Here is a 21,203-nt window from a genome sequence, read left to right on the forward strand (position 1 = left end):
AGATGCGGCGATGAGCCTTCTTTGCGAAACCCCCAGCCTTTCCCGCCGCGCCGTGCTGATGAGCGGCGGCGCGCTGTTCGCCTGGGCCTATCTGCCGCGCTTTGCCCGCGCGGCAGACAATCGCGATCCGCGCCTCGTCGTCATCGTGCTGCGCGGCGCGCTGGACGGCCTGTCGACGATCGGCCCGGTCGGCGATCCCGATTATGCCGGCCTGCATGGCGACATCGCGCTTTCCCTCTCGGGCTCCAATCCGGCGCTGCCGCTCGACGGCTTCTTCGCGGTCAACCCGGCGATGCCGGTGTTCGCGCGGCTGTTCAAGGCGGGCCAGGCGGCGGTGGTGCATGCCGCCGCGACCGGGTATCGCGACCGCTCGCATTTCGACGGCCAGGACGTGCTGGAAAGCGGCCTCCCCGGCCCCGGCAACGCCACAACCGGCTGGCTCAACCGGGCTCTTGCCAGCCTGCCGGCGGGCGAGCGCGTGGCGAGAGCCGGCGGGCTGGCGGTCGGGCCGTCGACGCCGCTGGTGATCCGCGGCGCCGCGCCCGTGCTCGGCTGGGCGCCGCAGGCGCTGCCGACGCCCGGCGACGCGCTGGCCGAGCGGGTGCTCGACCTTTACAATCATCGCGATCCGGTGCTGGCGGCCGCCTTGCAGAAAGGCCTCGACGCCGACCGGCTGGCAATGAGCGATGAGCTCGACGGCAAGACGATGAAACCCAAGGGCGGCCTCGACAGCGCCGCCGGCATGCGGCAGTCGGCGCGAGGCGCGGCGAAACTGATGGCGGCCGACGACGGCCCGCGTATCGCGGCACTCGCCTTCGACGGCTGGGACACGCACGTCAACGAAGGCGGCGCCACCGGCCGGCTCGCCAATCTGCTCGGCGGCCTCGACGGCGCCTTCGAGGAGTTCCAGAAGGGGCTCGGCGAGCGCTGGAACGATACGGCGATCGTCACCATCACCGAATTCGGCCGCACCGCCCGCATCAACGGCACGGTCGGCACCGATCACGGCACCGGCACGGTAGTTCTGCTCGCAGGAGGCGCGATCAAGGGCGGCCGCGTCATCGCCGATTGGCCCGGCCTGAAGCCGGCCCAGCTTTACGAAGGCCGCGACCTCGCGCCGACCAGCGATGTGCGCGCGGTGCTGAAGGGTGTGCTCGCCGATCAATTCGGGCTGTCCGCCGCCGTGCTTGGCGACAAGGTGTTTCCGGACTCGTCGGCGGTGAAGCCGATGCGCAATCTGGTTGTGTGAATGGAAACCGCCCGCGCCGTTTCCAGCGCGGGCGTCTGCCCCAAAGGCGATCACCGGCTCCAATAGCCGGGGTGCCAGCGATGGTGGGCCCAGTAGCCGGGATGCCAATGGCGTACGGGCCGGATGAACCGGCGACCGTTCGGCACGCATCTGCCCCAGCCGTTCACGTGCCAGCCCGGACCGCAGCGCCATCCGACGCTTTCGATCAGCGGCGGCGCAGCGCTGGGCTTAGCCATCGGCATGGCCCGCGCGCCGGCGCCGGAGAGCATCAACGTCCCGGCAGCGAGTGCGAACGGCAGAAAATATTTGGTGAGCATAAGGTTCGTCTCCGTGATTCATCCCTACCTCCGTGAAACGGAGGAGAGGGGGAAATCCCGTCGCAGCGGGGCCGCTCACATCTTCGTTACATCGGTTCAGCCTTCCGGCCACGCGGCAGTTCGCGGGTTGGTATCCGCCGCTCCAGCCGAAGGTTCGCCATTGACGTGGCAAGCCTCAGCCCGTCCCGCGGGCAAGTTGATCCAGATCAACGAGCCATGATGTGGCTTGCACTAGGTTTGGCGAACAGTGGATGGACGGAGAGGCCGAAAGCCTGACGGGAGATCGTACCGATGATGATCCGCACGCTCTCGACTTTGGAATGCACGAAATTGCTGGCGGCCAACCGCACCGCCCATCTGGCATGCGCGAGGGACGGACAGCCCTACGTCGTGCCCCTCAGCTACGCCTACGCCGACAGTCACCTCTACGCGTTCTCCCTGCTGGGCAGGAAGATCGACTGGATGCGGGCCAATCCCCTGGTCTGCGCCCAGATAGAGGAACATACCCAGGGGCGCGGATGGAGAAGCGTGATTGTCGACGGCCGCTATGAAGAATTGACGGACCGGATCGGCCACAAGGTTCAGCGCGACCGTGCATGGTCGGTGCTGAGCAAGCACGCGGACTGGTGGGAGCCGGGCGCGCTCAAGCCTGTCGCGCCTCCCAGGTCAGACAGCTCGCCGCACATCTTTTTCCGGATCCTTGTCGAAAAGGTCTCGGGACGCGAAGCAAGTGAATAGGCTGCGGCAGCAGGTCGAACGTTTATGAAGCCGGGCTATCGCGCAGCGTCGCAACGGTCTTCAGCGCGCCGTCCAGCATGTCGCCTTTCTCGTCCTTCAGCGCCGCCTCGCGCAGGCGGCGGATCCAGTCGGCGGCGTCGTCGCGGCCCTCGAGCATGGCAAGCGCCGACAGCACGCGGTCGAATTTCGACTGGGCGCGGGCGTGGGTGTCGCTGTAGCCCTTGATCAGCCGGCGGCAGTTCAGGATCTCCAGCCCAAGCGCATAGTTTTCGCGCGCATGGGCGAGCGCCAATTCATACCAGCGCTCCAGATGTTCCATCTCGACCTTGTGGCGCAGCAGGCGGCGACGCCAGCGGCGCAGGCCGCCGATGAACCAGAGCATGGCGAAGCCGGTGAAACTGTCGGTGCGGATGTGGCGGCCGCGATTGATGCGGCGGTCGAGGAAGGCGGCGAGCTTCGGCCGGTCTTCGATGTAGCTGCCCAGCCCCGCCGGCAGCGTGCCGCAGAATTCCTCGATGCGCGGATGGAAGTACTCGGTGACCTGCAGGACCGTTCCGTCCTTGACGCCGACCTCCTTGCGCACGCGCCTGTCGCGGGTTGAACGGGTCTTCAGATCGGCGACGCGGATCATGTCGTCGTAGCACATGGCGTTGGCCAGATGTTTCGCCGCGGCGATCGACAGCGCATAGGCGTGCTCCGGGCCATCTAGCGCGACGGCCTTGTCCAGCCGGTCGAGATACTCGCCGCCATAGGCGATGTCCTGGTAGTCGACGACCTTCTTCAGGCCGCGTTCGGCCATGTCGCGCATCGGCTCCGGCAGCGCCCGGACGCGGGCGGCAAGATCCTGCCAGCCCTTCAGCAGCGTTTCGGGGCCGCTGACCTTCGGGCTGGCTTCGGGAGCGGCTGGTTTGGCCGCTGCCTTGTCGCCCGCCGGCGCGGCTGCGATGCCGCGCGCGCGGTCATAGGCGGCGCCGAAGGCGGCAAGGCTGGCCTTGACGCCACGGCCGCCGGCGCCGATCGCCTGCTCGTAGCTTGCGCGGGCAAACGGCAGCGCGTCGGAACCGGCCAGCGCGCCGAGCAGGCTGGCCGAGATCATCGTGCCGTTCTCGGCGGCGATCTTTTCCATGTCGAAGGCAATGAAGCGTTTCGCGGCAGCCTCCGCTGTCGCCTGCACCTTCTGCGAGGAGGCGCGGCCATCGCCCGGCTCGATCTTTTCCGAGACGGCGGCGATGCGATGCGAGGAGGCGATCAGCGTCGTGCGCTCGGGCGTGACGAAGCCGCGGATGATGGCGCGGCCGGCTTCCATCAGCTCGGCGGCGATCAGGATGTCGACGTCCCCTTGCGACGGCGACAGCGCGAAGACCGGCAGCCGGCCGGTGTCGCGGGCCATCTCGATGTAATAGATCGTCGCGCCGGTGCGCTGGGCAACGCCCGCAACGGACGTCGACTGCGCAATGTAGCCGCTGCGTTCGGCGACGTCGGTGATCCAGTCGGCGAGCACGCCGCCGCCCTGGCCGCCGACGGCAAGCACGGCGAGTTTTATCACCTGCTCGTCACCGACGGCGTCCGTCCTCGGGCGCAAGGGCGAGGCCTGGTCAAGCATCGGCGAACACCAGCCGGCGGCTCTCGCGGCGGCGCTGCAGAAGACCGATCGCGGCGCGGCGCGCGCTTTCCAGGAACCGGTCCCAGCGGCCGGGATTGTGGACGACGTCGGCGCGGTAGAAGGACGGGCAGAGCACGGCCGCGTCCGCCACCTCGCCGCAATTGCCGCAGCCGACGCAGTTCTGGTCGATCGATGCCACCGGATCGTCGCGCAGCGGATCGTCGAGCGACTTCACCGACAGCGACGGACAGCCGGAGAGCCGCATGCAGGCATGGTCGCCGGTACAAATGTCCTCATCGACGCCGAACTTCGGCTTAACCACACGCTCGCCGCCCTTGATCGCCTTGTCGACCAGCGGCTTCTCGCGGCGCTGGCGGTTGAGCATGCATTCGGAGGAGGCGACGATGACCTTCGGCCCCTTCTCCTCGGTGGTCAGCGCCTCGCGTAGCGCGGCTTGCATCTTGCCGACGTCATAGGTGCGGTCGATGTGACGCAGCCATTTGACGCCCATGCCTTTCACCGCCTCGGTGATCGGATGCCTGGTCGACTTGGTGCGGTTCGAGGCGCGCGACGACAGGATGTCCTGGCCGCCGGTGGCGGCCGAGTAGAAATTGTCGACGATGACGATGACGCCGTCATTCTTGTTGAACACCGCATTGCCGATCGAGGAGGTCAGGCCGTTGTGCCAGAAGCCGCCGTCGCCGACGAAAGAGATCGAGCGGCGTTTGGCTTCCGGAGAGTTGAAGGCCGAGGCAGATGCTGGCCCAAGGCCATAGCCCATGGTGGTGGCGCCGAGTTCGAAGGGCGGCATGATCGAGAACAGGTGGCAACCGATGTCGGAGGCGATGTGGTGCTTGCCGAGTTCCTGCTCGACCAGTTTGGTGGCGGCGAAGATCGGCCGCTCGGGGCAGCCGACACAGAAGCCCGGCGGCCGGCCCGGAACGACATTGATGAGATCGGCCGTATCGACCCCCTCGCCCAGCTTGTTCGGCGCGCGCACCTCGCCCGGCAGCAGATGCGGAGCATGCGCCCTGAGGAAGGAGCCGATGCCGTCGAGCATCACCTGTCCGGTGTATTCGCCAGCCATCGGCAGATGCTCCTTGCCGACCAGCTTCGTGCCGCGACCGGCCTTGTGCAGCACGGCGGCAAAGGCCTGCTCGATATAGTTGGGCTGGCCTTCCTCGACGACCAGCACCGCCTGCTTGCCTTCGCAGAAGGACAGGAACTCGTCGTCGATCAGCGGGTAGACGGCGTTGAGCACATAGAGCGGCACATCGGTGTCGCCATAGTTGTCGGCGATGCCGAGCCGCTGCAGCGCGCGGATGACGGAATTATACATGCCGCCCTGCATGACGATGCCGACTGGGCCGTGATCGGAGCCGAAGATCTCGTTGATCTTGCGGCCGCGGATGTAGTCGACCGCCGCCGGCCAGCGCTTGGCGACCTTCTCCTTCTCATGCAGGAAGGAAGCCGGCGGCAGCACAATGCGGCCGGTGTCGCGGCGAGGCGCCGACAGCGCATCGGCGACCGTCATCGGCGGGCGCTTGTTGTCCTTGGCGATGAAGTGGCCATGGACGTGGCAGCAGCGGATGCGCACCTGCAGCATGACCGGCGTGTTCGATGCCTCCGACAGCTCGAAGCCGTCCTCGACCGCCTTGACGATCGAGGGCAGGTTCGGGCGCGGGTCGAGCAGCCAGACCTGGCTCTTCATGGCGAAGGCGTGGCTGCGCTCCTGCATGATGGAGGAGCCCTCGCCGTAATCCTCGCCGACGATGATCAGCGCGCCGCCGGTGACGCCGCCGGAGGCCAGATTGGCGAGCGCATCGGAAGCGACATTGGTGCCGACCGTCGACTTGAAGGTGGCCGCGCCCCGGATCGGGTAATGCACGGAAGCCGCGAGCATGGCGGTGGCGGTGGCCTCCGAGGCACTCGCTTCGAAATGCACGCCGAGCTCGCCCAGGATGTCCTGCGCGTCGGCGAGCACGTCCATCAGATGGCTGATCGGCGCGCCCTGATAGCCGCCGACATAGCCGACGCCGCACTGCAGCAGCGCCTTGGTGATGGCGAGGATGCCTTCGCCGGCAAATTCCTGGCCGGCCCCTAACCTCAGCTTTTCGACTTCCTTGGCAAAAGACCGTTCGGCCATCTCTGCCTCCTTCCGTTGCCGCCTGTCCGTTGCCGGAGGGGGCGGCGCGTATGTCAGACTCAAATGTCGTGCTTGCGGATGTTCTTCAGCATCTTCTGCAGGATGGCGATCAGCGCGGCATATTCGGCATCGTCGACACCGTCGAACATCGCCTCGAAGGCATCGTGCATGGCGGGCCAGGCGCGGGTGAAGAGCGCCCGCCCGTCATCGGTCAGGAACACGTGGCGGATGCGGCTGTCGGTGACGCCCTGCTCGCGCCGCACCAGGCCCTGGCCTTCCAGCGTGTCGAGCGTGCGGCTCAAGGTCGACTGCTCGATCACCGTGTAGACCGATAGGTCGTTGACGGTGACGCCGTCGGTGATCGACAGCACGGCCAGTGTGCGCACCTGCGGGATGGTCAGGCCCTGCTTGCGGAAGTCGTCGCGCAAGGTGGCGTTGTAGCGGCCCATGATGCGGTTCATCAGATAGGGCGCGAACTGCTGCAGGCCGATCTCGCCGAGGGTCGAGATGCGCTGGCGCTTTTCCGGAAGCTTGCTGTCCATCAGAGCCTCCCCGCCAGGAGGAAGCCGGAGCCGCCGCCAAGGCCGGCGCCCGGATGCGTCGAAGCGCCGATGTGGTAGAGGCCCTGGATGCCGGTCTCGTGGTTGCGGCTTGCCTTGAACGGCCGCCACAGGAAGGCCTGGTCGATGGTCGACGAGCCGCCATAGGGATCGCCGCCGACAAGGTTGACGTTCATCGCTTCGAGATCGGCCGGCGAATAGGCGCGGCGCGCGATGACCGTCTTGCGGAAACCGTCGATGTGATGGGCGAGGATCGCCTCGACCCGGTCGGCAAAGGCTTCGCGCAAAGCGTCGCTCCATCGTCCGTCAGCCGGTGTTTCCAACTGGCCCGCCGCATCGCCTTTGACAACGCGCGGCGCCTCGGGCAGTTGCAGCCAGAGGATCGCCTTGCCCTCCGGACAGCGCGACGGGTCGAGCGCGTGCGGCTGGCCGACGCAGATGGTCGGCACTTGCGGCAGCAGGCCGCGCACCGCCTCGTTGCAGGCTTTCGAGACGCCGTCGAGCCCCGGCGTCAGATGCAGCAGCGCCACCTTGCCGAGGCCCTCGCCGCGCCAGGCCGGCGACTTGTTCAGCGCATAGTGGATCTGGAAGTTGCCCTTTCCGTAGCGATAGTCTTTCGTCGCTTTCGCGGCGGCCTCCGGCGCATCCTTGCCGAGCAGGCGGCCGTAAAGCTGCGTCGGCGTGACCGAGCAGACGACGCTCTTGGCGGCGCTTAGCGTCTCGCCGGAGGCGAGCTGCACGCCGGTGGCTCGGCCGCCGATCTGGACGATCGAGGTGACATCGGCATTGACGCGGATTTCGCCGCGGCGCTCCTTGATCAGCGCCTCGAAGGCAGCGAGCAGGTTCTTGGCGCCGCCCTTGACGATCGGCGCGCCGGCCGCCTCCAGCGCAAAGGCGATGACTTTGGCGATCTGACCGGAGAAGGCGTCTTCCGGTCCGAGCCCGGCATGCAGCACCCAGGGCGCCCAGAGCGCGCGCACGGTATCGGATGTATAGCCGGCTTCCAGCCAGCCGCGCGCGGGAACCAGCGTCTCGCCCATGAAGGCGGCAAGGTTGCGCGGGCCGCGGCGCCAGGCTTCGCCGGCCATGAGCCTCGTCGTCGGATAGGACCAGAGCGCGCCGCCGAGCAGTCCGAACAGCAGCCCGGCATTGCGCTCGACGTCGCCGACATCGCCGCCATGGCGGTCGCCGTCGCCGGAGGCAATCGCGTTCAGCGCCGCTATGTTGGCGGCGCGGTCGGTGGTGAGCACCGCATGGCTGCCGTCGGGCCGCAGCACGCCGGTGGGGGTGGCGGTGTGGCAGAATTCCAGCCCGTGCCGCGCAAGGTCCTTGCCGAGCGCGGCATAGGCCGGCGAGGTGATGAACAGCACGAAGGTCGTCGCCATCACATCATGGACGAAGCCGGGCGCAGTGATCTCCTCGCTGCGCATGCAGCCGCCGATGCGGTCGTTTCGCTCGAGCACGAGCACCCTGGCGCCCTTCGCGCCAAGCATCGCCGCGCAGACCAGGGCGTTGATGCCGCTGCCGACGATGATGTGATCGACATCGCTCATCGCCGTGGCCCGAACCTTAACCCCGCGGCACCAGCGCCAGCGCGCGGATCGGGCTGCCGGTGCCGTGCTCGATCTTGAGCGGCGCGGCGATCAGGATCGCGCCCTTCGGCGGCAGCTGGTCGAGATTGCAGAGGCTGGCGAGGCCGTAACGATTGGCCTTGTGCATCAGCGTGTGCGCCGGGAATGGCGGCTCCATGCCGCCGGCCTTGCCGGCATCGGTGCCGATCGTCTCGGAGCCCCAGCCCTTGATGTCCTTGCTGATCAGGAACTGGATAACTTCGGCCGTCGGTCCGGGCGTGTGCGGGCCGGTCTCGTTGGCGTTGAGGAATTCGGCCTCCGAGCCGTTGCGCTTGTACCAGTCGGTGCGCATCACAACCCATTCGCCGGGATTGATGGCGCCATGCTCGGCTTCCCAGGCCTTGATGTGGTCGACGGTGAGCAGGAAATCGTGGTCGGCTGCGGCTTCCTTCGAGCAGTCGATGACATTGACCGGGCCGACGAAATTCTGCGCCGGAATGGTGTCGGTGGCGCCGTCCGGATAGTCCTTGCCGGTGATCCAGTGCTGCGGCGCGTCGAAATGCGTGCCCGAATGCTCGCCGAGCTTCAGCCAGTTCCAGGCCCACCACGGGCCGTTCTTGTCATATTTGGAGATGGCGTGGATCTCGACCTTCGGCGTGTCGACGGCGAGCTCCGGCGGCAGCTTGATCAGCGGCGTGTCGGGCCCGAGCGGCGCCGACAGATCGACCACCTTGATGGCGCCCGAAAGCAGCTGGGCGGCGACTTCGCCGAGGAGTTTTTGCGTGTCCATGGTTCTGTTCCCTCTTGTTCGTGACCTTCAAGGCTCGTTGCGGCCCTTAATATCCTACTAGACGAAAACATATGCATCTGCAATTATCTTTAAGCATAAAGCATTTTGGGGAGGGGGGTGAGCGAGTTCGACGCCATCTTTGTCGGGGCGGGCCACAACAGTCTGGCCTGCGCGGCGCATCTGTCGCTCAAAGGCTGGAAAACCGCGGTTTTCGAGCGCAGCCAGGCGATCGGCGGCGCCGTCCGGACGGCGGAATATACGTTGCCCGGCTTCCGTCACGATTTCGGCGCGATGAATCTGAGCCTGTTCGCCGGCTCGGCCTTCCACCGGAAATATGCAAATGAATTGAAAGACCAGGGGCTGGAATTCGCGCCCGTCACCGACTGTTTCGCCAGCGCCTTCCCGGACGGGAAGTGGTTCGGCGTCAGCAACGATCTCGAAAAGACCGTCGCGCGGCTCGCTGCCTTCTCCGCCGCCGATGCCGCCGCCTGGCGCCGGCTGGTCGGCGCCTTTCCCGGAGAGGCCGAGCATCTTTTCCGCCTGCTCGGATCGCCGATGAGCGCGCGGGCGCTGGCCGGCACGGCCTGGAATCTCTGGCGCAGGAAGGGCCTGGCCGGCGCGCTCGACACCGGCCGGCTGCTTCTCTCCTCGCCGCGGGCGTGGCTGGAGGACAATTTCGAGACGCCGCATGTCAGGACAACGCTCGCGGCCTGGGGCATGCATCTCGACTTCGCGCCCGACATCGCCGGCGGCGCCGTGTTTCCTTATCTGGAATCGATGGCCAACCAGAGCTTCGGCATGGTGCTTGGCAAGGGCGGCGCCGACACCATCATCCGCGCGCTGGCCGGCATGGTCAAAACGGCGGGCGGCAAGATCTTCACCGACGCGGAGGTGGCGGAGATCACGGTCGCCGGCGGCCGGGCGACCGGCGTGCGGCTGGCGTCCGGCGATTTCCATGTCGCCAGCAAGGCCGTCATTGCCGGCGTCGCGCCAGGAGCGCTTGCGGGCAAGCTGCTGCCCAATGGCTCCGGCGACGCCGGATTCGACGCGGCGGTGAAAAAGTTCCGCCATGCGCCGGGCACGATGATGATCCATCTGGCGCTGGACGATCTGCCGGACTGGAACGCCGGCGCCGAGCTTCGCCGGTTCGCCTATGTGCATCTGGCGCCGTCCCTCGACGCCATGTCGCGCACCTATCAGCAGGCGATGGCCGGCATCTTGCCGGATCAGCCGGTGCTCGTGGTGGGACAGCCGACGGCTGTCGACCCCTCGCGTGCGCCCGACGGCAAGCATGTGCTGTGGGTGCAGGTGCGCATGTTACCGGCAGAAATCCTTGGCGATGCCGCCGGTAAGACCACGCCTGCTCATTGGGACGCGGTCAAGGACGCCTATGGCGAACGCGTGCTCGACATCATCGAGACCTACGCGCCCGGCCTGCGCAAGAAGATCCTCGGCCGCGCGATCTTCTCGCCGCTCGACCTCGAGCGCGAGAACCCGAATCTCGTCGGCGGCGACCAGATCTGCGGCAGCCACCATCTGGCGCAGAATTTTCTCTTCCGTCCGGCGCGCGGCTTCGCGCGCTGGAACACGCCGGTCTCAAACCTCTACCTCACCGGCGCCGCGACATGGCCCGGCGCCGGCACCGGTGCCGGGTCCGGCTTCATGCTCGCGCAACAACTGGGAGGAATTTGAGCCTAGGAACTCCAGGATGGACAAGGCGCGGTTGCTCACCAGACCTGCCGAATGAAAAACGCCGCGCGCACAATGACAGTCAAAAATGGACAACCAACAAGGGGAACGACCATGACTATCAACAGACGCGATTTGCTCGGATATGGCGCGGCGGCGATCGGCGCGGCGACGCTCGGCCTGCCGAGGGCAGCGAAGGCGGCGGACGAGCTGACGATCGCCTACAACGTCAACCTGCCCTCCTGGGACCCGACGACCGGCCCTTCGGCAGTGAACCCGACCATCCAGGGGCTCTACCAGTCGGTGTTCGACCAGTTCATCCCGCAGAAGCCGGATCTCTCCTTCATGCCCGGCCTGCTCACCGAATGGGGCTGGAACGACGACCGCACCAAGGTGACGATGACGGTGCGTGACGGCGTGAAGTGGCATGACGGCTCGCCCTTCACCGCCGAGGATGTGGTGTGGTCGCTGCAGCGGGCCGGCGACGAGAAGACCGGCAACCCGATCCAGTTCGTGTGGAAGAACGTCAACAATTTCAAGATCGACGGCAACAAGATCACCGGCGACGTGGTGCAGTTCGACCCGGTCTATTTCAAGTGGATGTCGTTCCTGACCGGCTACATCATGCCGAAGGCCTATTACGAGAAGGTGGGCGCCGAAGGCTTCGAGAAGGCGCCGATCGGCACCGGGCCCTATATGGTCGACAAGTTCGAGCGCAACGCCTTCCTGCGGCTCAAGGCCAATCCGCATTACTGGGGTACCAAGCCGGCCTTCGAGAATGTGACGATCAAGTTCGTCACCGACGCGGCGAGCCGCGTCGCCGAGGTCGAGTCCGGCTCCTCGCAGGTGACGCTCGAAATTCCTTATGAGGAATATGACCGGCTGATCGCCAAGGACGGGCTCGCCGGCTCGATCAAGAACGTCTCCGACATCGGCATGATCTTCTTCAACGACATCGAGGCGATGCTGGACAAGAACGTCCGCCAGGCGGCGGTGATGGCGGTGGACAAGGAGCTCTTGGTCAAGCGGCTGCTGCGCGGCTACGGCCAGCCGATCGCGACGCTGGAGACGCCGGAATACACGGCCTTCGATCCATCGATCAAGGTCGAGCACAATCCTGAGAAGGCCAAGGAACTGCTCGCGGCGTCCGGCTATTCGCCCAAGAAGCCGGTCAAGTTCACCATCCAGACGACCAAGGGCTTCAAGCCCAAGGACTATGAGATGATCCAGGCGATCGTCGGCATGTGGCGCAAGGTCGGCATCGAGGCCAATATTGAGGTCTACGAGATCGCCAAGCATTACGAACTGCGCGCCGCCGACAAGCTGGCGCCGGCCGCCTTCTACAACTGGGGCAATGCGATCGGCGACCCGACCACCTCGACCGGCTTTGCCATGTACGGCCCGAGCCCGCATTCGGTGTGGGACAGCAAGGACCTCGTCGACATGATCAATCCACTGTGGGGCGAGAAGGACGAGGCCAAGCGCATCGCGGGCTGGAAGGCCGTCGACAAATACATCGCCGAGCAGGCCTATGTGCTGCCGCTGATCCAGTATGCGCAGCCGATCGTGCATTCGAAGAAGGTCAATGTCGTGCAGCATGTGTCCGGCGCACTGCTGCCGGCGCTGATGACCCCGGCCTGACCGTCGGCCTCTATTGCCGCGCGCGCCGCCCGCAAGACGGCGCGCATTTTCATCCGGGCATGTTGGCAGATGCTGCTGCAGAGATTCCTCGTTCGTCTTGTGACGATGCTTGTCACGCTGTTCGGCGTGGCCGTCGTCGTCTTCGTCGTCATCCGCGTCGCGCCCGGCGATCCGATCGCCATGATGCTGCCGCCCGGCGCCAGCGACGACGACATCGCGCGGCTGCGCGGGCTCTACGGCCTGGACAAGGCAATCGTGCAGCAATTCTTCATCTGGCTCGCCGGAGTGCTGCACGGCGATTTCGGCACCTCGATCTCGCTGCGCCAGGACGTGCTCGGCCTGGTCTTCAACCGGCTGCCGGCGACGCTGGAACTGGCGACCGTCGCGCTGCTGATGGCGGTGGCGATCGGCGTCACCGCGGCGATCCTTGGCGCGCGATCGCGCGGCACGGCGGTCGAAGCCGGCATCGACATCGCCAGCGGCGCGACGCTCTCCATCCCCGACTTCCTGTGGGGCCTGGTGCTGATCCTGCTGTTCGGCGTGCTTCTCCCCGTGTTCGACATTTCCGGCCGGGTGTCGCCGCAGCTCGACCTGCCCTTCGTCACCCAGTTTTACCTCGTGGAGAGCATCCTGCGACTGCGCATCGATCTCACCTGGGATCTCATCAAGCACATGCTGATGCCGGCGATTGCGCTGGCGCTGCCGCTGGCGGCGATCATCGCGCAGCTCCTGAAGCAATCGCTGAAGGAAGTGCTCGATCTCGACTATGTCGTGCTGGCCAGGGTCAAAGGATTTTCCGAAACGCAGGTCATCCTGCGCGAGGCGCTGAAGAACGCGGCATTGCCGACGCTGACGCTGGTCGGCGTGCAGTTCACCTTCCTGATCGGCGGCACGGTCATCGTCGAGCGGCTGTTCTCCTATGAGGGCCTCGGCAATATGGCGATCGACGCCGTGATCAACCGCGACCTGCCGCTGATCCAAGGCATCGTGCTGGTCTTCGCGCTGCTCTTCGTGCTGATCAACTTGGCCGTCGACATGATGTATGCGCTGCTCAATCCGAGGCTGCGCCATGGATGAGGCGCGCATCCCAAGACGCGGGTCGAGCCCGCGACTGTGGCTGGCCGGCGGGTGGCTGCTCATTGCGCTCGCCGCGGCGATCTTCGCGCCGCTGATCGCGCCGCAGGACCCGCTGGCGCAGGATCTGATGCTGGAGCGGCTGCCGCCCTTCTGGCTCGACGGCGCCGAGCCAGGCTATTGGCTGGGCACCGACAGCCTCGGCCGGGATCTGCTGTCGCGCCTGATCTTCGGCGGCCGCATCGCCTTCATCGTCGCCTTCGCCGCGGCGACGTCGGCCTGCCTCATCGGCTCGGCGCTCGGGCTGATCGCCGGCTATTTCGGCGGCTGGGCCGACCGCATCATCTCGCGCATCGTCGATGTCTGGATGGCGTTCCCGCCTGTGCTGTTCGCGATCCTCCTGGTGGCCGTTCTGGGCACGGGCCTCAGCTCCGTCATCATCGCGATCGCCGTCATCGACTGGACGCGCTTCTGCCGGGTGATCCGCGCCGAGGCGATGAGCCAGGCGCGCATGGACTATGTCGAGAGCGCACGCATCGCCGGCTCTGGCCGCACCGGCATCATGCTGCGCGAAGTACTGCCCAATGTGCTGCCTTCGGTGGTGGCGCTGCTGTCGCTCGAAATGGGCATCGCCGTCATCGTCGAGGCGATCCTGTCCTTCGTCAATCTATCGATCTCGACCGACGATCCGACCTGGGGCGGCATCATCGCCGAAGGCCGGCTGTCGATCCATCAGGCCTGGTGGGTGCTGGTGTTCCCGCTGATCACATTGATCCTCACCGTGCTCTCCTTCAGCCAGTTCGGCGAAGGATTGACGGCACGCTTCGATCCGGTGCTGCGATGAGCGCCAACATGGAACCATGCCTCGACATCCGCTCCTTGAGCGCGGTGCTGCCCAACGGCCAGCGCGTGCTGCGCTCGGTCTCGCTCAGCGTCCAGCCGGGCGAGGTGCGGGCGCTGGTCGGCGAGAGCGGCGCCGGCAAGACGATGATCGGCAAGGCCGTGCTCGGCGTCCTGCCGAGGAGCGTGCGCATCGTGGAAGGCGAGATGCTGATCGAAGGCGAGGACCTCGGCCGCCTCGATGCGAAGGCGCGGCGGGCCTTGATCGGCGCGCGCACGGCGCTGATCCCGCAGGATCCGCTCACCGCGCTCAATCCGTCGCGCCGCATCGGCCGGCAGATGACCGACCGGCTGGTGCGCATCCTCGGCTGGAGCGGCGAGAGGGCCGACAAGCGCATCCGGCAATTGCTCGACGAGGTGCAAATCCGCGACCCAGAGCGGGTGCTGAAGAGCTATCCGCACGAGCTGTCCGGCGGCATGCGCCAGCGCGTTCTTATCGCGGCGGCCTTCGCGGCGGAACCCAGGCTGATCGTTGCCGACGAACCGACGACGGCTCTCGACGTGACCGTGCAGAAGCAGATCCTGCGGCTGATCGCGCAGTTGCAGCGTGACCATGGCACTGCGATCCTGTTCGTGACCCACGATCTCGGCGTGGTCGCCAAGATCAGCCAGAAGGTGTCGGTGCTCTATGCCGGCAAGGTAGTCGAGGAGGCCGAGACCGCCGATCTCTTTGCAGCGCCCCAGCACGCTTACACGCGGGCGCTGATCGCGGCGACGCCGCGCTATACCGATCCCTACGCTTCGCTGAAGCCGGTGGACGAAACCGTGCTCGCGGGACTCTCTGCAGAGATCGCCGCCGCCGACAAGGCATGGAGGCCCAGCCATGACTGAGCCGTTGTTTTCCGTGCGCGGGCTGAAAGTGGCGCTGCCCGACATGACGCGCAAACCGCTGATCGGCCGGGCGCCGCTTGCGGAAATCCTCAAGGGTCTCGATTTCGACCTGCCGAAGGGTTCGGTCACCGGCATCGTCGGCGAATCCGGCTCGGGCAAGTCGACGCTCGGCCGCGCGCTGGTCAGGCTGATCGAGCCGAGCGCAGGCTCGATCCGCTTCGAGGGGCGCGACATCAGCCATCTTTCGGAAGCCGACCTCAGACCGCTGCGCCGCGACCTGCAGATGATCTTCCAGGACCCGATGTCGTCGCTCAATCCTCGGCATACGATCTTCAATATCATTGCAGCACCCTTGAGGCAGAACGGGCTTGGCGACAGGCTGAAGGAACGGGTCGCGGACGCCTTGCAGCGCGTCGGCCTGCCGCAGAATTTTGCCGGCCGATATCGGCACGAGCTGTCCGGCGGCCAGCGCCAGCGCGTCGGCATCGCGCGGGCGCTGGCGCTGTCGCCGAAATTCGTGCTGGCCGACGAGATTGTCTCCGGCCTCGACGTCTCGACGCAGGCGCAGATCCTCACCCTGCTGGAAAAGCTGGCCGCCGAGATGGGGCTGACGATCGCCTTCATCAGCCACGACCTGTCGGTGATCCGGCGGCTCTGCCAGCAGGTCATCGTCATGCGCGAGGGCAGGATCGTCGAATCGAGCGCCACCGACGCGCTGTTCGACAAACCCAGGGAGGCCTACACGCGCGACCTGCTCGCCGCCATTCCGCTGCCCGAGATCGACGCGGACTGGCTGCGGCCGCCCGCGAAGGCGCCGGCATGAGAAAAGCTTGACCTGTCCGCACGCCGAACAGCGGGCCTCGGATGTGCAGGGAAGCAAAGTCAGCCCGCCAATGGAGGGTGACATGAACTACGCAGCAGGCGGCGCGATGCTCGCCGCAATCCTGTTCGGCTCGATGGGAGCGGCCTCGGCCGATTCGATCCCCGGCATGCGTGGGCACGACCATACCGGCATCACCGTGCCCGACATGAAGCAGGCCGTCGACTTCTTCACCGGCATGGTCGGATGCAAGAAGGCGATGTCGTTCGGCCCGTTCGCCGACGACAAGGGCACCTTCATGCAAGACCTGCTCGGCGTCGATCCGAAGGCGGTGATCGAGGAGATCACCATGCTCCGCTGCGGCACCGGTTCGAACATCGAGCTGTTCAAATACACCGCGCCCGACCAGAAGGACCTGCAGCCGAAGAACAGCGACATCGGCGGCCTCCACATCGCCTTCTATGTCGACGACGTCGCCGCGGCGAAGACCTATCTCGACGCCAAGGGCGTGAAGACCAGGCTGGGACCATTGCCGGTCAAGGAAGGGCCGGCCGCCGGCCAGACCATCCTTTACTTCCAGGCGCCGTGGGGACTGCAGCTCGAAGCGATCAGCTATCCGCAAGGCATGGCCTACGAGAAGGGCGCCGAAACGGTGCTATGGAGCCCCAAGGACCCGGCCAAGTGACCGGTTCCCGCGATGCGCACCGGAATTGTTCAATTATAAAACTTTAAGCTTGAAATAATTTCCGGAAGGCGCGATACTGACAGTCGGGATCGCTTGGCCTTGCCGGCGACTCCCGATGCGAAGAGGAGATCGCAAGACATGAAGGTTGCGGTTCTCGGCGGCGGACCGGCCGGGCTCTACTTTGCCATCTCGCTGAAGCTGCGCGACGCCGCGCATGAGGTGACAGTCTATGAACGCAACCGCCCGGACGACACGTTCGGCTGGGGCGTGGTGCTGTCGGCCGAAACGCTGGACAACCTGACCAGGAACGATCCGGTCAGCGCGGTCTGGATCAAGAAGCATTTCGCCTATTGGGACGATATCGCCGTCATCCATGACGGCGTGCGCACGGTATCCTCCGGCCATGGCTTCTGCGGCATCGGCCGCAAGCGGCTCCTGATCCTTTTGCAGCGCAGGGCGCGCGAGCTCGGCATCAAGTTGATGTTCGAGACCGAGATCTCGGACCCCAGGCCGTTCATGGAAACGCATGACCTGGTGGTCGCGGCCGACGGGCTGAACTCCAAGTCACGCGCGGCTTTTGCCGATGTCTTCAGGCCGGATATCGACACCCGCAAATGCAAGTTCGTCTGGCTCGGCACGACGCAGAAATTCGACGACGCCTTCACCTTCATCTTCGAGAAGACGGAGCATGGCTGGGTGTGGGCGCATGCCTACCAGTTCGACAGCGAGACCGCGACCTTCATCGTCGAATGCAGCGAAGAGACCTGGGTTGCCTTCGGCTTCGGCCAGATGACGCAGCAGGAATCGATCGCGGTCTGCGAGCGCATCTTCAAAAAGCATCTCGGCGGCCATCCGCTGATGACCAACGCCAACCACATCCGCGGGTCGGCCTGGATCAATTTCCCGCGCGTGCTGTGCGAGCGCTGGTCGTATAAGAACCTGGCGCTGATGGGCGATGCGGCGGCGTCGGCGCATTTCTCCATTGGCTCCGGCACCAAGCTCGCGCTGGAAAGCGCTGTCGCGCTCGCCGACTATGTCGAGTCCGAGCCGGACCTCGAGGCGGCCTTCCGCAAATATGAAGACGCGCGCCGCACCGAAGTGCTGAAGCTGCAGTCGGCGGCGCGCAATTCGCTCGAATGGTTCGAGGAAGTCGAACGATATCTCGGACTCGATCCGGTGCAGTTCAACTATTCGCTGCTCACCCGCTCGCAGCGCATCAGCCACGAGAACCTGAGACTGCGCGACGCCGAATGGCTGGCGGGCGCCGAGGAATGGTTCCAGCGCAGGGCCGGCGCGGACGGCAGAAGCTTGCGCCGCGCGCCGATGTTCGCGCCGTTCAAGCTGCGCGACATGGCGCTCAACAACCGCATCGTCGTCTCGCCGATGGCGCAGTACAAGGCCGTCGACGGCTGTCCGACCGACTGGCATTTTGCTCACTATGCCGAGCGCGCCAAGGGCGGCGCCGGCCTCGTCTATATCGAGATGACCTGCGTCAGCCCCGAGGGACGCATCACGCCCGGATGCCCCGGCTTCTACAAGCCGGAACATGAGGTCGCGTGGAAGCGCCTGGTCGATTTTGTCCATGCCGAGACCGAGGCGAAAATCTGCGCCCAGATCGGCCACTCCGGCGCCAAGGGCTCGACCCGCCTCGGCTGGGAAGGAACCGACGAGCCGCTACCCTCCGGCAACTGGCCGGTGATGGCGCCTTCGGCAATCCCGTGGTCGCCCGGGAACCAGGTGCCGAAGGCGATGGACCGCGCCGACATGGACGCTGTGCGCGACCAGTTCGTCGCCTCGGCGCAGATGGCCGAGCGCTGCGGCTTCGACATGCTGGAGATCCATGCCGCGCATGGCTACCTGCTCTCGGCGTTCATCACGCCGCTGACCAACAGGCGCACCGACGACTATGGCGGCTCGCTCGAAAACCGCATGCGCTATCCGCTGGAGATCTTCCACGCGGTGCGCGCGGTGTGGCCGGCGGGAAAGCCGATCTCGATGCGCATCTCGGCCAATGACTGGGTTGGCATCGAGGGCGTGACGCCGGCCGATGCCGTTGAGATCGCCAGGCTTCTGCATCAAGCCGGCGTCGACCTCTGCGACGTGTCGGCCGGCCAGACCACGATCGCCGCAAGACCTGTCTATGGCCGCATGTTCCAGACGCCGTTCTCCGACCGCATCCGCAACGAGGTCGGCATGGCGACCATGGCTGTCGGCAACATCTACGAGCCCGACCATGCCAACTCGATCCTGATGGCCGGACGCGCCGATCTGGTGGCGCTGGCGCGACCGCATCTCACCGACCCCTACTGGACGCTGCATGCGGCGGTCACGCTCGGCGACCGCGGCATCAAATGGCCGGATCCTTATCTGCGCGGGCGCGACCAGATCTATCGCCTGGCCGAACGCGAAGCAGCAGCGGGGCTGAAGGTATGAGCGCCGCTCCGGCAATCATGGGCAGGCACGCCCTGGTCACCGGCGGCGGCTCTGGCGTTGGGCGCTCGATCGCGCTGGCGCTGGCGGGTGCCGGCGTCACCGTCACCATCTGCGGCCGGCGCGAGGCGGCGCTTGCCGAGGTCGCAAAGGAAAACGACCGCATCTTTGGCATTGCCGCCGATGTCACCGACGAAGCGGAAATGGCCGCTCTGCACGAGAAGGCGGAAGCGGCGCGCGGACCGTTCGACATCGTGGTTGCCAATGCCGGCATGGCCGGCAGCGCCCCGGCGCACAGGATTTCGCTGGCCGACTGGCGACGCACGCTCGACGTCAACCTCACCGGCGCCTTCCTGACGGTGAAGCCGGCGCTGGCCGGCATGCTGGCGCGAAAGTCGGGCCGCATCGTCTTCGTCGCCTCGACCGCCGGCTTGAAAGGCTATGCTTATGTCGCGCCTTACGTCGCTGCCAAGCACGGCGTCGTCGGGCTGATGCGAGCGCTCGCAGCCGAGACGGCAAAATCAGGCATTACCGTCAATGCGGTGTGCCCAGGCTTCGTGGAAACCGACATGCTGGAAGAGTCGGTCCGGCGCATCGTCGAAAAAACCGGCCGCGCCGCCGACGAGGCGCGGGCGAGCCTTGCCGCGATCAATCCGCAAGGGCGTTTCGTCCAGCCGGACGAGGTCGCTGCGGCGGTGCTTTGGCTATGCAGCGACGCCGCGCGATCGATCACCGGACAGGCCATCTCGGTCTCCGGAGGCGAGACATGGTAGCCGGACCGACGTCCACCGGGCCGGGTAAGGACAGGCTGCGCCTGTGGATACGCCTGCTGCGTGCTTCGCGCACCATCGAGGCAGAGCTGCGCGAGCGGCTGAAGAAGGAATTCGACACGACGCTGCCGCGCTTCGACGTGATGGCGGCACTCTACCGGTCGCCGGAAGGCATGCTGATGAGCGATCTGTCGCGCTTCCTGCTGGTGTCGAACGGCAATGTGACGGGCATCGTCGACCGCCTGGTTTCGGAAGGCCTTGTGACGCGCGCGCGCCGCAACGGCGACCGCCGCACCTCGATGGTGCGGCTGACCGAGGAAGGCTCCAAATCTTTCGCCGCGATCGCCGCCGCGCATGAGAGCTGGGTCGGCGAGCTGCTCGGCACTGTCAGCGAGGACGAGGCGCGCCGTCTGACCGGCATGCTGAAATCGTTCCGCAGCAATTGGGAGGGACGCGAATGAGCGCCATGGCCAAGCTCAAGCCAAAGCACTTCCTTTGGGAGGTCGAAGGCCGGGTCGCAAAGATCCGGCTCGACCGGCCGGAGCGCAAGAACCCGCTGACTTTCGACAGCTATGCGGAGATGCGCGACACGTTTCGCGGCCTCGTCTATGCCGAGGATGTCGATGCCGTGGTGTTCCTGCCCAATGGCGGCAATTTCTGCTCGGGCGGCGATGTCCACGACATCATCGGGCCGCTGGTGAAGATGGACATGAAGGCGCTGCTCGCCTTCACGCGCATGACCGGCGACTTTGTCAAGGCGATGCTCAACTGCGGCAAGCCGATCATCTCGGCCGTCGACGGCGTGGCGGTCGGCGCCGGCGCCATTATCGCCATGGCCTCCGACATCCGCATCGCCACGCCGGAGGCGAAGACCGCCTTCCTGTTCACCCGCGTCGGGCTTGCCGGCTGCGACATGGGCGCCTGCGCGATCCTGCCGCGCATCATCGGCCAGGGCCGCGCGGCCGAGCTGCTCTATACCGGCCGCACGATGAGCGCCGCCGAAGGCGAGCGCTGGGGGTTCTACAACCGGCTGGTCGATGCGGCGGCGCTCGAGGCCGACGCGCTCGACATGGCGGCGCGCATCGTCTCCGGCCCGACTTTCGCGCACGGCATCACCAAGACGCAGCTCAACCAGGAATGGTCGATGGGCCTCGACCAGGCGATCGAGGCGGAAGCGCAGGCACAGGCGATCTGCATGCAGACCGGCGATTTCGAGCGCGCGTACAAGGCCTTCGTCGCCAAGGAAAAGCCCGTGTTCGAGGGGAATTGAGGATGGGCGGATTGTTGGAGACGTTGGCGGGACAGCACCCCCCTCTGTCCTGCCGGACATCTCCCCCTCAAGGGGGGAGATTTGATGTCGCGTCCGCTTTCGCCAATCTCCAGCGTCTC

General features: G+C 66.1%; 19 protein-coding genes. 13 read left to right on the top strand and 6 right to left on the bottom strand.

Annotated features, from left to right (window positions below):
- Positions 1-10 precede the first annotated feature (10 nt).
- Entirely contained in the window at positions 11-1,249 is a 1,239-nt protein-coding gene (locus EJ067_RS13120) for a DUF1501 domain-containing protein (RefSeq protein WP_126086080.1), read from the top strand.
- A gap of 50 nt (positions 1,250-1,299) precedes the next feature.
- Here the strand turns inward: EJ067_RS13120 and EJ067_RS13125 are convergent, their stop codons facing one another.
- A complete protein-coding gene (locus tag EJ067_RS13125) occupies positions 1,300-1,566 on the bottom strand; it encodes a hypothetical protein (protein ID WP_126086081.1) in 267 nt (88 codons plus the stop codon).
- Between the two features lie 291 nt (positions 1,567-1,857).
- Here EJ067_RS13125 and EJ067_RS13130 point away from each other — a divergent pair, with 291 nt between their 5' ends.
- Entirely contained in the window at positions 1,858-2,304 is a 447-nt protein-coding gene (locus tag EJ067_RS13130) for a pyridoxamine 5'-phosphate oxidase family protein (RefSeq protein WP_126086082.1), read from the top strand.
- Between the two features lie 22 nt (positions 2,305-2,326).
- Here EJ067_RS13130 and EJ067_RS13135 read toward each other — a convergent pair whose 3' ends face one another.
- From EJ067_RS13135 to EJ067_RS13155, 5 genes are read right to left on the bottom strand one after another with little or no spacing between them, the layout of a single operon-like run.
- Complete coding sequence (locus tag EJ067_RS13135; RefSeq protein WP_126086083.1) at positions 2,327-3,907, bottom strand: indolepyruvate oxidoreductase subunit beta family protein; 1,581 nt, start codon at positions 3,905-3,907, stop codon at positions 2,327-2,329.
- On the bottom strand, positions 3,900-6,053 hold the full coding sequence (locus tag EJ067_RS13140; protein WP_126086084.1) for an indolepyruvate ferredoxin oxidoreductase subunit alpha: 2,154 nt from the start codon (positions 6,051-6,053) through the stop codon (positions 3,900-3,902). The genes EJ067_RS13135 and EJ067_RS13140 overlap by 8 nt, the downstream gene beginning before the upstream one ends.
- A gap of 59 nt (positions 6,054-6,112) precedes the next feature.
- Positions 6,113-6,595 (bottom strand): MarR family transcriptional regulator, encoded by a 483-nt coding sequence (locus EJ067_RS13145; RefSeq protein WP_126086085.1) that lies wholly within the window; start codon positions 6,593-6,595, stop codon positions 6,113-6,115.
- Positions 6,595-8,166 carry an NAD(P)/FAD-dependent oxidoreductase gene (locus EJ067_RS13150; protein WP_126086086.1) on the bottom strand — a complete coding sequence of 524 codons (1,572 nt, stop codon included), beginning with the start codon at positions 8,164-8,166 and terminating at the stop codon, positions 6,595-6,597. The genes EJ067_RS13145 and EJ067_RS13150 overlap by 1 nt, the downstream gene beginning before the upstream one ends.
- 16 nt (positions 8,167-8,182) lie before the next feature.
- Positions 8,183-8,974, bottom strand: a complete 792-nt coding sequence (locus tag EJ067_RS13155) for a cyclase family protein (protein ID WP_126086087.1) — start codon at positions 8,972-8,974, stop codon at positions 8,183-8,185.
- 117 nt (positions 8,975-9,091) lie between these two features.
- Here EJ067_RS13155 and EJ067_RS13160 point away from each other — a divergent pair, with 117 nt between their 5' ends.
- From EJ067_RS13160 to EJ067_RS13210, 11 genes are all read left to right on the top strand, one after another.
- Positions 9,092-10,666, top strand: a complete 1,575-nt coding sequence (locus EJ067_RS13160; RefSeq protein ID WP_126086088.1) for an NAD(P)/FAD-dependent oxidoreductase — start codon at positions 9,092-9,094, stop codon at positions 10,664-10,666.
- 111 nt (positions 10,667-10,777) lie between these two features.
- Complete coding sequence (locus tag EJ067_RS13165) at positions 10,778-12,304, top strand: ABC transporter substrate-binding protein (protein WP_126086089.1); 1,527 nt, start codon at positions 10,778-10,780, stop codon at positions 12,302-12,304.
- A gap of 69 nt (positions 12,305-12,373) precedes the next feature.
- Complete coding sequence (locus EJ067_RS13170; protein ID WP_126086090.1) at positions 12,374-13,381, top strand: ABC transporter permease; 1,008 nt, start codon at positions 12,374-12,376, stop codon at positions 13,379-13,381.
- Entirely contained in the window at positions 13,374-14,222 is an 849-nt protein-coding gene (locus EJ067_RS13175) for an ABC transporter permease (RefSeq protein ID WP_126086091.1), read from the top strand. Before EJ067_RS13170 ends, EJ067_RS13175 begins: the two co-directional genes overlap by 8 nt.
- Positions 14,219-15,109, top strand: coding sequence for an ABC transporter ATP-binding protein (locus EJ067_RS13180; RefSeq protein ID WP_126086092.1), 891 nt, complete (start codon positions 14,219-14,221; stop codon positions 15,107-15,109). Before EJ067_RS13175 ends, EJ067_RS13180 begins: the two co-directional genes overlap by 4 nt.
- Complete coding sequence (locus tag EJ067_RS13185) at positions 15,102-15,932, top strand: ATP-binding cassette domain-containing protein (RefSeq protein ID WP_126086093.1); 831 nt, start codon at positions 15,102-15,104, stop codon at positions 15,930-15,932. The genes EJ067_RS13180 and EJ067_RS13185 overlap by 8 nt, the downstream gene beginning before the upstream one ends.
- 82 nt (positions 15,933-16,014) lie before the next feature.
- Positions 16,015-16,614, top strand: coding sequence for a VOC family protein (locus EJ067_RS13190; RefSeq protein WP_245468258.1), 600 nt, complete (start codon positions 16,015-16,017; stop codon positions 16,612-16,614).
- A 138-nt stretch (positions 16,615-16,752) separates the two neighbouring features.
- The gene (locus EJ067_RS13195; RefSeq protein WP_126086094.1) at positions 16,753-19,047 is read left to right on the top strand and encodes a bifunctional salicylyl-CoA 5-hydroxylase/oxidoreductase; all 2,295 of its coding nucleotides are present in this window, start codon (positions 16,753-16,755) and stop codon (positions 19,045-19,047) included.
- The gene (locus EJ067_RS13200; RefSeq protein WP_126086095.1) at positions 19,044-19,817 is read left to right on the top strand and encodes an SDR family NAD(P)-dependent oxidoreductase; all 774 of its coding nucleotides are present in this window, start codon (positions 19,044-19,046) and stop codon (positions 19,815-19,817) included. Before EJ067_RS13195 ends, EJ067_RS13200 begins: the two co-directional genes overlap by 4 nt.
- Positions 19,811-20,275, top strand: coding sequence for a MarR family transcriptional regulator (locus tag EJ067_RS13205; protein WP_126086096.1), 465 nt, complete (start codon positions 19,811-19,813; stop codon positions 20,273-20,275). Before EJ067_RS13200 ends, EJ067_RS13205 begins: the two co-directional genes overlap by 7 nt.
- Positions 20,272-21,084 (top strand): enoyl-CoA hydratase family protein, encoded by an 813-nt coding sequence (locus EJ067_RS13210; RefSeq protein ID WP_126086097.1) that lies wholly within the window; start codon positions 20,272-20,274, stop codon positions 21,082-21,084. The genes EJ067_RS13205 and EJ067_RS13210 overlap by 4 nt, the downstream gene beginning before the upstream one ends.
- Positions 21,085-21,203 lie beyond the last annotated feature (119 nt).

It is taken from the genome of Mesorhizobium sp. M1D.F.Ca.ET.043.01.1.1, from assembly GCF_003952385.1.
Taxonomy (GTDB): Bacteria; Pseudomonadota; Alphaproteobacteria; order Rhizobiales; family Rhizobiaceae; genus Mesorhizobium.

Coding starts and splice junctions, on each gene's coding strand:
- EJ067_RS13125 (WP_126086081.1), bottom strand. CDS start 1,566: ATGCTCACCAAATATTTTCTGCCGTTCGCACTCGCTGCCGGGACGTTG.
- EJ067_RS13180 (WP_126086092.1), top strand. CDS start 14,219: ATGAGCGCCAACATGGAACCATGCCTCGACATCCGCTCCTTGAGCGCG.
- EJ067_RS13140 (WP_126086084.1), bottom strand. CDS start 6,053: ATGGCCGAACGGTCTTTTGCCAAGGAAGTCGAAAAGCTGAGGTTAGGG.
- EJ067_RS13130 (WP_126086082.1), top strand. CDS start 1,858: ATGATGATCCGCACGCTCTCGACTTTGGAATGCACGAAATTGCTGGCG.
- EJ067_RS13150 (WP_126086086.1), bottom strand. CDS start 8,166: ATGAGCGATGTCGATCACATCATCGTCGGCAGCGGCATCAACGCCCTG.
- EJ067_RS13210 (WP_126086097.1), top strand. CDS start 20,272: ATGAGCGCCATGGCCAAGCTCAAGCCAAAGCACTTCCTTTGGGAGGTC.
- EJ067_RS13165 (WP_126086089.1), top strand. CDS start 10,778: ATGACTATCAACAGACGCGATTTGCTCGGATATGGCGCGGCGGCGATC.
- EJ067_RS13155 (WP_126086087.1), bottom strand. CDS start 8,974: ATGGACACGCAAAAACTCCTCGGCGAAGTCGCCGCCCAGCTGCTTTCG.
- EJ067_RS13200 (WP_126086095.1), top strand. CDS start 19,044: ATGAGCGCCGCTCCGGCAATCATGGGCAGGCACGCCCTGGTCACCGGC.
- EJ067_RS13145 (WP_126086085.1), bottom strand. CDS start 6,595: ATGGACAGCAAGCTTCCGGAAAAGCGCCAGCGCATCTCGACCCTCGGC.
- EJ067_RS13205 (WP_126086096.1), top strand. CDS start 19,811: ATGGTAGCCGGACCGACGTCCACCGGGCCGGGTAAGGACAGGCTGCGC.
- EJ067_RS13195 (WP_126086094.1), top strand. CDS start 16,753: ATGAAGGTTGCGGTTCTCGGCGGCGGACCGGCCGGGCTCTACTTTGCC.
- EJ067_RS13135 (WP_126086083.1), bottom strand. CDS start 3,907: ATGCTTGACCAGGCCTCGCCCTTGCGCCCGAGGACGGACGCCGTCGGT.
- EJ067_RS13120 (WP_126086080.1), top strand. CDS start 11: ATGAGCCTTCTTTGCGAAACCCCCAGCCTTTCCCGCCGCGCCGTGCTG.
- EJ067_RS13190 (WP_245468258.1), top strand. CDS start 16,015: ATGAACTACGCAGCAGGCGGCGCGATGCTCGCCGCAATCCTGTTCGGC.
- EJ067_RS13175 (WP_126086091.1), top strand. CDS start 13,374: ATGGATGAGGCGCGCATCCCAAGACGCGGGTCGAGCCCGCGACTGTGG.
- EJ067_RS13170 (WP_126086090.1), top strand. CDS start 12,374: ATGCTGCTGCAGAGATTCCTCGTTCGTCTTGTGACGATGCTTGTCACG.
- EJ067_RS13185 (WP_126086093.1), top strand. CDS start 15,102: ATGACTGAGCCGTTGTTTTCCGTGCGCGGGCTGAAAGTGGCGCTGCCC.